Origin of the sequence: Nitrosovibrio sp. Nv4 (assembly GCF_900215485.1) — a bacterium.
Lineage (GTDB): Bacteria > Pseudomonadota > Gammaproteobacteria > Burkholderiales > Nitrosomonadaceae > Nitrosospira.
Genome location: NZ_OCMZ01000002.1, coordinates 1437497 through 1448729, shown reverse-complemented (window position 1 = coordinate 1448729; position 11233 = coordinate 1437497). Strand labels below are relative to the sequence as shown.

Annotated in this window: 15 protein-coding genes and 1 pseudogene; 10 read left to right on the top strand and 6 right to left on the bottom strand. The window is 58.3% G+C overall.

Going from position 1 to position 11233, the window contains the following annotated elements; translation table 11 throughout:
• The 9 genes and pseudogenes from CRO05_RS14945 to CRO05_RS14920 form a co-directional block, all read left to right on the top strand.
• Positions 1-247, top strand: a 247-nt coding sequence (locus CRO05_RS14945) for a methane monooxygenase/ammonia monooxygenase subunit A (RefSeq protein WP_304528819.1), incomplete at its 5' end; no start/stop codon positions are given.
• A 161-nt stretch (positions 248-408) separates the two neighbouring features.
• Positions 409-1073 (top strand): annotated as a pseudogene (locus tag CRO05_RS16210) (methane monooxygenase/ammonia monooxygenase subunit B).
• Positions 1030-1344, top strand: coding sequence for a methane monooxygenase/ammonia monooxygenase subunit B (locus tag CRO05_RS16205; RefSeq protein WP_339389768.1), 315 nt, complete (start codon positions 1030-1032; stop codon positions 1342-1344). The pseudogene CRO05_RS16210 and the gene CRO05_RS16205 overlap by 44 nt, the downstream one beginning before the upstream one ends.
• Positions 1345-1349: 5 nt before the next feature.
• Positions 1350-1604, top strand: a complete 255-nt coding sequence (locus CRO05_RS16065; RefSeq protein WP_255405931.1) for a methane monooxygenase/ammonia monooxygenase subunit B — start codon at positions 1350-1352, stop codon at positions 1602-1604.
• A gap of 171 nt (positions 1605-1775) precedes the next feature.
• Positions 1776-2120, top strand: coding sequence for a hypothetical protein (locus tag CRO05_RS16200; RefSeq protein WP_339389753.1), 345 nt, complete (start codon positions 1776-1778; stop codon positions 2118-2120).
• Entirely contained in the window at positions 2117-2299 is a 183-nt protein-coding gene (locus tag CRO05_RS16195) for a hypothetical protein (protein ID WP_339389752.1), read from the top strand. Before CRO05_RS16200 ends, CRO05_RS16195 begins: the two co-directional genes overlap by 4 nt.
• A 471-nt stretch (positions 2300-2770) precedes the next feature.
• On the top strand, positions 2771-3091 hold the full coding sequence (locus tag CRO05_RS15960; RefSeq protein WP_235001465.1) for a hypothetical protein: 321 nt from the start codon (positions 2771-2773) through the stop codon (positions 3089-3091).
• Between the two features lie 129 nt (positions 3092-3220).
• The gene (locus CRO05_RS14925) at positions 3221-3649 is read left to right on the top strand and encodes a copper resistance CopC family protein (protein ID WP_235001221.1); all 429 of its coding nucleotides are present in this window, start codon (positions 3221-3223) and stop codon (positions 3647-3649) included.
• Positions 3646-5766 (top strand): CopD family protein, encoded by a 2121-nt coding sequence (locus tag CRO05_RS14920; protein WP_097067872.1) that lies wholly within the window; start codon positions 3646-3648, stop codon positions 5764-5766. The genes CRO05_RS14925 and CRO05_RS14920 overlap by 4 nt, the downstream gene beginning before the upstream one ends.
• Before the next feature lie 57 nt (positions 5767-5823).
• Here the strand turns inward: CRO05_RS14920 and scpB are convergent, their stop codons facing one another.
• The 6 genes from scpB to CRO05_RS14890 all read right to left on the bottom strand — a co-directional run bounded on the left by scpB (position 5824) and on the right by CRO05_RS14890 (position 10815).
• A complete protein-coding gene (gene scpB / locus CRO05_RS14915; RefSeq protein WP_097067871.1) occupies positions 5824-6480 on the bottom strand; it encodes an SMC-Scp complex subunit ScpB in 657 nt (218 codons plus the stop codon).
• Positions 6446-7249 (bottom strand): ScpA family protein, encoded by an 804-nt coding sequence (locus CRO05_RS14910; protein ID WP_097067870.1) that lies wholly within the window; start codon positions 7247-7249, stop codon positions 6446-6448. Before CRO05_RS14910 ends, scpB begins: the two co-directional genes overlap by 35 nt.
• Before the next feature lie 121 nt (positions 7250-7370).
• On the bottom strand, positions 7371-8573 hold the full coding sequence (locus CRO05_RS14905; RefSeq protein WP_097067869.1) for a tryptophan--tRNA ligase: 1203 nt from the start codon (positions 8571-8573) through the stop codon (positions 7371-7373).
• A 54-nt stretch (positions 8574-8627) separates the two neighbouring features.
• On the bottom strand, positions 8628-9278 hold the full coding sequence (locus CRO05_RS14900; protein WP_097067868.1) for a site-2 protease family protein: 651 nt from the start codon (positions 9276-9278) through the stop codon (positions 8628-8630).
• Positions 9271-9903, bottom strand: a complete 633-nt coding sequence (locus tag CRO05_RS14895; protein WP_097067867.1) for an L-threonylcarbamoyladenylate synthase — start codon at positions 9901-9903, stop codon at positions 9271-9273. Before CRO05_RS14895 ends, CRO05_RS14900 begins: the two co-directional genes overlap by 8 nt.
• 69 nt (positions 9904-9972) lie before the next feature.
• Positions 9973-10815: a 3',5'-nucleoside bisphosphate phosphatase gene (locus CRO05_RS14890; protein ID WP_097067866.1), complete on the bottom strand. Its 843-nt coding sequence runs from the start codon at positions 10813-10815 to the stop codon at positions 9973-9975.
• 100 nt (positions 10816-10915) lie between these two features.
• On the opposite strand from CRO05_RS14890, the gene CRO05_RS15365 reads away from it, so the two are divergent.
• A complete protein-coding gene (locus tag CRO05_RS15365; protein ID WP_143860946.1) occupies positions 10916-11164 on the top strand; it encodes a hypothetical protein in 249 nt (82 codons plus the stop codon).
• Positions 11165-11233 lie beyond the last annotated feature (69 nt).

Below are 11233 nucleotides of genomic sequence, written 5' to 3'. Positions count from 1 at the left end.
TTTTGGCCCGACCCACCTGCCGCTGGTAGTGGAAGGCGTACTGCTGTCGGTGGCCGACTACACGGGCTTCCTGTATGTCCGTACCGGCACGCCTGAGTATGTCCGCAACATCGAACAAGGCTCGCTGCGCACGTTCGGAGGTCACACCACCGTCATTGCCGCATCTTTGCCGCGTTCATCTCCATGCTCATGTTCTGCATCTGGTGGTACTTTGGCAAACTCTACTGTACGGCATTCTTCTACGTGAAAGGCCACCGCGGCCGCGTCACCATGAAGAACGACGTTACCGCATTTGGCGAAGAAGGCTTTCCAGAGGGATCAAATAAATGAACGCAAAGACCTGATCAAACTGGGCAAGCTCGGCAAATTGGGCACACTAGGCAAGCTGGGGTGCTGGGCCTGTACGGCATGGCCACCCTGGCCATGACCCTGGGACTGGACATCACGCCTGCCGCGGCACACGGTGAGCGCTCGCAGGAACCCTTCCTGCGCATGCGTACCATCCAGTGGTACGACATGAAATGGGGTCCCGAGACCACCAAGGTCAACGATCTTGCCAGCATGTCCGGCAAATTCCACCTGGCTGAGGACTGGCCGCGGGCGTTGGCAAACCGGGACGCGCCTCTTCAACGTCGGCAGCCCAAGCCCGGTGTTCGTGCGCCTGAGCACCAAACTCAACGGCGAGCGACCATGATCTCGGGCCCGCTCGAGATTGGCCGCGACTACGCCTTTGAAGTCAAGCTCAAAGCGCGCATACCGGGACGCCACCACATGCACGCCATGGTCAACATCAAGGATGCAGGCCCGATTGCAGGCCCTGCCGCCTGGATGAACATCACCGGCAGCTGGGATGACTTCACCAACCCGGTGAAACTGCTGACCGGCGAGACCATTGATACCGAGACCTTCAACTTCAGCAACGGCATCTTCTGGCACGCGCGTGGATGGGACTTGGCATCTTCTGGATTGGCTACTACGTTGCCCGGCCCATGTTCCTGCCGCGCAGCCGCGTACTGCTGGCCTACGGGGATGACCTGCTGCTCGATCCGATGGACAAGAAGGTTGCCTGGTAGTGCTGATACTCACCTTTGGCCTGGTCTGGGGCGGCTACCGCTACACCGAAACCAAGCATCCCTACACCGTGCCATCCAGGCGGGTGAATCCAAGGTGCAGCCGTTGCCGGTGAAACCCAACCCCATCGCCATCAAAGTGACCCACGCCAACTATGACGTACCGGGCCGTGCCCTGCGCGTGACCATGATGATCACCAACAGCGGCGACAGCGCGTACCGCATTGGCGAATTCACCACGGCCGGCGTGCGCTTCATCAACAAGGTGGCCTGAAGCACATGGACCGCGGCTATCCGAAGGAACTGGTGGCGACCGGCCTGTCATTTGACAACGACACCCCGATTCAACCGGGTGAGACGCGCGAAGTCAAGATGGAAGCGAAAGATGCGCTGTGGGAAGTCCAACGGCTGATGGCGCTCCTGGGTGACCCGGAAAGCCGCTTTGGCGGATTGCTCATGACCTGGAACGATGCTGGCGATCGCAACATCAACAGCATAGCCGGCGCAGTCATACCGGTCTTTACCAAGCTCTAGGCAAAAGAGACGCTGCCCGGGTTCGACGAACACCGGGCGGCTTGTCAAAGGCATGACACCGGTCCGCCACCGTCCAGACGGAAAGGTGGATCGGTGTTTTTTAACGCAAGTCAAACCGGCACTCATTCCGCCCGCAGCACCGGGCGCGGACAGGACACAACGTAATACTCAGTGAACATCGTGAATAGGCAAGACAAGGACCTGTTCCTGGTCAGGCGACTCAATCAGGCAAGTATTGCCGCCCTCCTCCTGATAACGCGGCTCTACGCCGGGGCAGTGACGGCACACGGCAAGGAATCGCTGGAAGAAGACAGCTGCGTGCGCCGCATCGGCGAGAACATGGTGCATTTCAGCGCCTACCAGCCGCAACATGAGCCGAGCGCCCAATACTGCAGCGAAATCCCCAAGGGAGGCGACACCTACCTGGTGGTCGACCTCGTCGACGAAGCCCTGCGCGGCATGCCCATCGGCATGCGCGTGGTACGGGGCACCAGTGAACCGAAGACGAGACCGTGAGCTACCTGCGTCCGAGCTACCATCCCGATGGCGTCATCAAGGGCGAGACCAGCCTGGACCAGGGGCTGTATACTGTCATCATTACCGCCGAAGGGCTGCCCCCGCTGCGCTACCAGTATCCCCTGCGGGTACAGATGATCAACTACGCGAACATCTTTCGCACCGCGGTAGGCCCCTGATCGGCCTGCTGCTGCTGACCCTGTTGGGATACAAGCTCATGAAATCCAAGCGCATGGAGCGCTGGCGCGCCTCGCGCCGCCAGTAGGCCCGGCTACCCGGGTCAGCCGGGCCAACCCGGGCGGGCGAAAAAAAAGCGCGCACAGGCAGCTACCGGATCCGCCTGGCGGATCGACGACTCATCATTTCTTATAGGTGATATTGATAATGTCCTTACAATCTCTCAAACCTGCCCTCATCGGCCTGATGCTTGCCATCGGCATTCCCTTCTCCGCGCAGGTACAGGCCCATGGCGGCTTATCCCTGGCCGATGACGTATGCAAACTCACGATCGGGCCCTACACCATGCACTTCACCGGCTACCAGCCGGACAGCACCCAGGAAAAGGAATTCTGCGAAGACATCCCGGCCACCGGCCGCACCGTGGTCGCACTCGACTACATCGAAGAAGCGCTGCGCCCCTGCCCACCGAAGTGCGCATCATCCGCGATACCGGCGCAGGGGATCAGGCCGGCAACGAAGCGAACCTGGAGGAAATCACCATCCTGCATATCCCGGCCAAGGTCTACCCCAACGGCTCCATCAACTTTGAATACCAGTTTGCCGAGCCGGGCAAGTTCGTGGGGCTGGTGACCGTAACCGACAAAGAGAAGTATGTTTCGCGCTTTCCCTTCTCGGTAGGCGAACCCAAAGGCACCTCGCCCTACCTGCTGGTCGCCCTGGCCGCGATCGTGGTGGGCGCCCTGGTATTCTTCCTGCGCGGGCGCAAATCCGAGAAAGTGGGCGCGACCTGAACGCCACCTGAAGTCATCCCGGCCGGCGGTGGCTGCCGCCGGGGCGATGCCTGAACCATACGGCAGCAATAGAGTCCAATGAAATAACCTGTGCCGGCCGGGAATAACGCTCCCTGCGGCGGCGCAGTCATGAAAAAGGAGAATAAAATGCAAGCATCGATGGTTTCCGCCGCAAAGCGGGTCATGGCGGGCAGTATCCTGATCATGGCGGCTGCGGCCGGCCTGCACAGCACCCCCGCGCTCGCGCACGCCATGCTGGTGAAGGCGGAACCGGCGCGCCGGGCGCAACTCACCCAGACGCCTGCGCAAGTGCGGCTGTGGTTCAACGAAGAAGTCGAGAAGGACTATGCTTCGCTGGCCGTACTCGATCCGGCCAAGGCGCCGGTTACCGAAGCCAAGCCCCATATTGCAACTGACGACCCCAAGGCCATCGTGCTGTCCTTGCCGGAACTGGAACCTGGCAAGTACACGGTCAAATTCCGGGTGCTGTCGGTGGACGGCCACGTGGTTGACTCGTCCTACGACTTCACGGTAAAGAGCAAAGCAGCGGCAAAATGATCGAGGTCATCGCGACGCTCCTGCGCTGGTTACAGCTTGCGTCCAACATGATCCTGGTCGGCGGTTGCGTGTTCCTGGCGATTGCCGGCTCCATCCACTCCCCCTGGGTGACCCGTCTGGAGCGGGCGCTGCCCTGGCTTGCACTGATCCTCCTCACCGGCTTGCTGGGCATACTCGCCACCACCACCGCGCAGGCCACGGGCGTGGACGAGAACGCCTGGCGGCCGCAGGCCTGGCTTGCCCTCATGCAGAATACCCGCATGGGGCAGATATGGGTGGGACGCGCCGCCTGCGCCGTCCTGGTCGCAGCCATTGCCCTCTATATCCGCTTCTCCGCCCCGGCGCGCTGGCAATATGTATTGTGCGCCACCGTAGCCGCCATGACCTTGACCGTCGGTTCGCTCGCGAGTCACGCCGCGGCTGAAGACCTGTCGGTGATATCGATCCTGCCCTACGCCCTGCATATCATCATGGCCAGCGTCTGGTTTGGCGCATTGCCGGCCTTCCTGGTGGTATGTTTTGCCTGCACCGAAGAAGAGCCTGCCCCCCAGTCCCACGGCCAAGGCCAGACCCCGGGACGCCCCCACCGCCACAGCGAAGCCCTCGAGCGCATCCATGCCGTGTTCCAGTCCCGCCAGGACGCGATCCAGGCCGACACCCTGGCCTTGAAGCGCTTCTCCGCCATGGCCCTGCCGGTCATGCTGATGGTGGTGGCCACCGGCCTCATCATTACCTACCGCATGGTCGACAGCAGCTATGGGGCGCTCGTGTCCACCAACTACGGCTGGCTGCTCGACGCCAAGATCGGCCTGCTTGCGGTGGTGCTCGTCATCGCCTCGCGCGCGCGTTCCACCTGGCTGCCGCTCTTCGCCCAGCGCGATTCCAGCCTGGCCATGGCGGGCGGGCGGCGGTTGCGCAAATGGGTCAGCTTCGAATTCGTGCTGGCGCTGGGCATCGTGCTCCTGGCCACGGTGGTGGCCAATACCGTCCCGGCCAAGCACGCCATCATCCAGAACTGGCCCTATCCCTTCCGTTTCTCGCTGGCCGCCACCTGGGGCGATCCCACCGTGATGACGCGCGTCTGGAGCGGTCTTGCGCTGCTGTTCATCGCCATCGGCGCCACCGCCTACGGGCGCATCAAGCACTGGGACAAAAAGCGGCGCATCGGCCTGCCGGTGCTGCTTGCGCTGGTGGCCGTGGGCGTAGGCCTGCCGCCGCTGGCGGTGGACGCCTATCCCGAGACCTACCGCAAGACGCCGGTGCCGTTTGACACCATTTCCATTGCCAACGGCTCGGCCCACTTCGCCGAGAACTGCGTGGCCTGTCACGGTCTCCAGGGCAAGGGCGATGGCGTCATGGCCAAGAGCTTTGCCAAGCCGCCGGTGGACATGCTCACCGAACCGCATACCGCCAAGCATACCGCGGGCGACTTCTTCCACTGGCTGACCTTCGGCATTGCCGACACCGGCATGCCCTCATTCGGCGACAAGCTCTCGGAAGAGGACCGCTGGGATGTGGTCAACTTCCTGCATGCCATGTCCCGCGGCTACCAGGCGCGCCTGATGAGCCCCACCGTCAAACCCGAACAGCCCCAGCCCTCCATGGGCCCGCCCAACTTCTCCTATGCCGCGCAGGATGGCTCAAGTGGCACCCTGAAGGACTTCCGCGGGCAGAAGAATGTGCTGCTGGTGCTGTTCTCGTGGCCGCAGTCGCGCGAACGGCTGCAGCAGCTGGAGCAGCTGCATGCGCAGCTGAAGGCGGCCAATACCGTATTGCTGGCTGTGCCGGAGGATGACCCCAGTGCAGAGGAATTCGCACAGATCACGGCACAAGTGCCCTTCCCGGTGGTGACCCAGGGGGCCGATGAGATCGTGCAGAGCTACAAGCTGTTCCGCCGCACCCTGGGCAAGCCCGATCTTCTGGGGGCGGGAACCCTGCCCCCGCACATGGAATTCCTGGTGGATCGCTTCGGCTATCTGCGCGCCCGCTGGATCCCGGAGGCCGATGGCGGCGGCGATGGGTCAGGCTGGGCCAATACCGAGATGCTGATCCGGCAGATCGCCCAACTCAACCGGGAAGAGGAAATCCTCCCGCCGCCAGGCGATCATGTGCATTGAGTGATTCAAGTATTCAAGTACTTAACGAAAAATCCGGGAATAGAAGTGGCTGGAGTCTTATTCCCGGTCGGTCGTGCGAGATGCTCGCAAAAGTGGTGCTGCCTTCTCTGGAGCAGGCAACAGTTCCCTGACTTCATCTGGTTCGATCAGTGATCCCAGTTCTTCCAGCGGGGGTAGCTCTTCCAGGGAACGAAGATTCAGATCATCAAGGAAATTCGCTGTTGTGGCATACAAGGCTGGTCTACCTGGCACGTCTCGATGCCCGATGGCCGCTATCCAGCCCCGTGATTCCAAAGCCTTCAACACAGGGCTGGAAACCGCAACGCCGCGTATTTCCTCAATGTCACCCCGCGTCACCGGTTGGCGATAAGCGATGATGGCAAGTGTCTCGAGAACAGCCCGGGAGTAGCGCGGCGGTTTCTGCGGATTAAGCCGGTCAAGAAACTTTTGCATTTCAGGCCTGGCATGGAAGCGCCAGCCACCAGCGATACTTACCAGCTCCACTCCTTTTTCCCCCCAGTCGTCGCGCAATTCTTCGAGCAACCGTCGTAAAACCTCCGTACTCAGTTCATCGTTGAATAGTTTTTTGAGCTCCGATAAAGGCAGAGGGTCCGGCGTAGTGAGCAACGCCGTTTCCAGGACCCGTTTGATCTCCGCGGGGCTGGATGAACCCGGAGAGTTAGATGGCGGTAAGGAAACCGATTGGCCTGACATATATAATCCCGAACGTACGAGGCTGGCTGACTTCCACCTGATTTTCCCTGACGAGTTCCAGCAATGCCAGAAACGTTACCACTAGCTCCGCCACGCCCGCCTCCGCACTGAATAACTCCTTGAACTCCACGAAGTGGTGACCCTGCAACTGGCGCAGGATGCGGCTCATATGCGCCCGGACGGAAAGCTCCTCTCGAGTGATATGATGCCGGCGACTTGCCTGAGCGTTCGCCATCAATATAAGCCACGCGTTACGAAGATCGTCCACACTGACTTCAGGCAAGCGCGCGACCTCCACCTGATCAATCCATACCCGCGCCAGCGAGAAATCGCGCTCGGCCTGAGGCATTTCATTGAGCCGCTCCGCCGCGGATTTCATCTGTTCGTATTCCAGCAGGCGCCGCACCAGTTCAGCGCGCGGATCCCCGTCTTCCTCATCTCTGGCAACAGGCTTCGGAAGCAGCATGCGAGACTTGATTTCAATCAATACTGCGGCCATCAGCAGGTATTCCGCCGCCAACTCCAGTTTATTGGCGCGCATCATCTCGATGTAGGCCATATATTGCCGGGTGAGTTCCGCCATGGGGATATCCAGCACATCCAGGTTGTGCTTGCGGATAAGATAGAGCAGCAAATCAAGAGGTCCCTGGAATGTATCGAGAAATACTTCCAGCGCATCCGGCGGAATGTAGAGGTCTAGAGGCAGTTCCGACAGCGGCTCACCGTGAATTTTTGCGACTGGATTAGTAGCGACGGACAAATCGTTCATCCCGGATATTCATCAGTAATAATCAAAAACATCCGCGTATTTTTTCCGTATCCCCGCTTTGGATATCGGTTACCTCGCCCCGGGACAAATCTGACCACCCCTTAATACCTACAAAGCGTGTTCAAGAGTAGTCGAGCCCCATTGCCTCTCTGACATCACGCATGGTTTCCTGAGCGAGCCTGTCCGCTCTTTCACATCCATCCGCGATGATGTTGCGCACCAGCGTAGGATCTTCCTCATACGATTGGGCGCGCTCCTGCATGGGTTTCTGCTCGGCCAGTATCGCATCAATAACCGGTTGCTTGCAGTCAAGGCAGCCGATACCGGCAGTGGTGCATCCAATTTGCGCCCATTCCTTCGTATCCTCATTTGAATATACGAGGTGAAACTGCCACAGCGGGCATTTTGCAGGATCACCCGGATCACTGCGTCGTACGCGCGCCGGGTCGGTCGGCATCGTTCGGATTTTCTTTACGACACTGGCCGGGTCTTCCCGCAAGCTGATCGTGTTATTGTAGGATTTAGACATTTTCTGGCCATCCAGCCCCGGCATTTTTGATGCCAGGCTGAGCATGACTTCGGGCTCCGAGAGAATCATTTTACCGCCGCCCTCAAGATATCCGAATAACCGCTCCTGATCGCCCAGGCTCAGGTTCTGTTGCTCGTCGAGCAATGATTTTGCCGCAGCCAAGGCTTGCTGATCCCCGTGTTCCTGATAACGGTTCCGTAACTCGCGGTAGAGCCTGGATTTCTTTGAGCCCAGTTTTTTTATCGCCATTTCCGCTTTTTCGCGAAAACCTGTTTCCTTACCGTAGACATGGTTGAAGCGGCGCGCAATCTCGCGCGTAAACTCGATGTGCGGTGTCTGATCCTCCCCTACCGGCACGCGAGTAGCGCGATAAATGAGGATATCTGCGCTCTGCAGCAGCGGGTAGCCAAGGAAGCCATACGTACTCAATTCCTTCTCGGATAATTTTTCCTGCTGATCCTTATAGGAGGGAACCCGTTCCAGCCAGCCCAACGGGGTAATCATCGAAAGCAGCACATGCAACTCGGCGTGTGCCGGTACCCGCGACTGAATGAACAATGTTGCATGTGCGGGATCCACCCCAGCGGCGAGCCAATCGATCACCATATCCCAGACATGCTGCTCTATGACTTCCGGCGTATCATAGTGAGTTGTGAGAGCGTGCCAATCGGCAACAAAGAAGAGACATTCGAACTGGTGCTGCAGTTCTATCCAATTCTTCAGCACACCGTGGTAATGCCCCAGATGCAGCCCGCCAGTGGGGCGCATCCCCGACAAAACTCGATCAGCGAACATATTTTACTTACCCTTAATAAATCCCAGACTAATTTGGATCAACCCTTGACCCATTCAATAAGCTTCAAACCCGAAAAACCACGCCACCATGCGTATCGTGATTACGATAAAAGGCCCGATAACGGCCCCCAAAACACCGGTCACCAGCAGAAACACGAGGATCATAAAACCATAAGGCTCAATCCTTGCAAAACTATTTGCCATGCGATGCGGCAGCAGGCTTACCGCAACCCGGCCTCCGTCCAGCGGCGGCAGAGGCAGCAGATTGAGTACCATTAATATGACATTGATTTTGATCCCCGCTTCGCCCATTAATATCATCGGGTCGGCCAGATCACTCTCAGACATACCGAGGCCCAGTTTGATGACAAGCCCCCAAAGCAATGCCATGAATAAATTTGCGCCCGGTCCCGCGAGCGCAACCCAGAGCATGTCCTGTTTTGGGCGGCGCAGTGCCGAGAAGTTGACCGGCACCGGCTTGGCCCAGCCGAACAGGATACCGCCCAGCCACAGCGTCACTAGTGGAAGAAGGATCGTACCCACCAAGTCTATGTGCTTGATGGGATTGAGGCTGACGCGCCCCTGGGTGTAGGCGGTAAGATCTCCAAAATGCTTGGCTACATAACCGTGTGCGGCTTCATGCAGCGTGATGGCAAAAATTACCGGTAACGCATAAATGGCAATGTTCTGGATAATGCTATCCATGCATGATTCCGAAAGGCGCCAAACTGCCCTTGCCTTGCCGTATCAACGCAGGCGTATCGCCAGTGAGATCGATCACAGTGCTCATTTCCAGGCCACAGGCGCCGCCGTCCAGCACCAATTCTATCTGGTGTTCAAGACGGGCTCGAATTTCCTCCGCGTCATTCAGCGGCAATTCGTCCCCTGGCACTATCAACGTAGAACTCAACAAGGGCTCGTTCAACTCCGTCAGCAATAACTGCACCACAGGGTGATCGGGAATTCTTACGCCAATAGTGTTGCGTTTCGGATGTTGCAGGCGGCGCGGCACCTCGCGCGTGGCTTGAAATATAAAAGTATAACAACCCGGTGTACACGCCTTGAGTAATCTGTATTCGCTGTTATCGAATTGAGCGTAGCGGGAAATTTCCGCGACATCCCGGCACATCAGCGTAAAGTGATGATTTTCATCCACCTGCCGGATAGCGCGAATGCGAGTCATGACGCTCTTGTCGCCCAGTTGGCCACCTAACGCATAACACGAATCGGTCGGATAAGCGATGACGCCGCCGGAACGTACTATGGCTGCCGCCTGCCTTATCAGGCGCAACTGCGGGTTATCTGGATGAATGGAAAAGAATTGGGCCACGTAAACAAAAGTTTGTGATTTCTAGCGGTCGGCCTTGATGTTGAATCGGACAGCAAGCGTCCATGCACATTACATCATTGCGTTCCAATCATGCCATACCGGCGTACAATTGGCAGGTAATGGCGGCATGCGTCCCAAGTCAAAATAGCTTTCGCCCGGCCCATGAAAATCCGAGCCCCGCGAGGCCAGCAAACCCAGTCGTTGACTATGGCGGGCAAACAGCAGGGATTGTTCGGGAGTATGGCTGGAAGTGACCACCTCTATTGCTTCTCCGCCAAAAGCGCGGAATTCCAGCAGCAGTTCGTCCAGCGCTCCCTTACTCAGCTTGTAGCGGGCCGGATGTGCAATTACAGCTCTGCCACCGCTGTCACGTATCCAGCTGACTGCATCATTTAGCGGGACCCACTGGTGCGGCGCGTATCCCGGCTTGCCTTTGACCAAGTATTTCTTGAACACCGATTTCACATCCTTGGCATAGCCCTGCTCAACCAGAAAACGCGCGAAGTGCATTCGTCCTATCAAGTGCCCATCTCCGGCATTCCTGCTTGCGCCTTCAAAACTGTCATGTATCCCGAATTTGCCGAGTTGCGCCGCAATATTGTGGGCGCGTACGGTTCGGCCATCACGAAGGGACGTCAGGCCCTGAGCCAGCGGGGGATATGCCGGATCTATGCCGAGCCCGACAATATGCAATGTCTGGCCGCGCCAGTCGGCGGAGATTTCCACGCCATTGATAAGAGTAATGCTCGTGGCGGCGGCAGCCCGTCGTGCTTCATCCAGACCGCCTACGTCATCGTGATCGGTCAGTGCCAATACCTCAACGCCACGCGCAGCCGCGTGCTCCACCAACTGTGTGGGCGTCAGCAAGCCGTCGGAAACTGTGGAATGACAATGCAGATCAATATTGAGCATGAAGCCGGTAATTCGCGCGAAGCAAGAGACGCATCATAGCAAATAAGCGACGCGATGAAAAATGAACTGCTGGGAAGGAGGGGAGAACCCCGTGCTATCAATGGGAAAAACTTGCGGTGACGGTGGGTCCAACGATATCAGCGCAATGTGGATCGGTAGCGGTTGCCGTATCGCACCCGGCCTCCATTCGATTATCGATTCTTCCTGGAACGGTTGTGCCGTGACAAATCCCATATCTCTTTCCACAGACGACTGGATTTTCGGGTATTCGACCTCACGCATATTGCACGCCATTGCTTTTCCCTATCGAGTGATGACGGCCATCCTGCTACGATTAGACCTGCGGTGAATAGTTGTGCGCTGACATCCGCAAGGACCATGGTTCATTTATGCTTGTGGCAATGGGGCATCTCTCTGA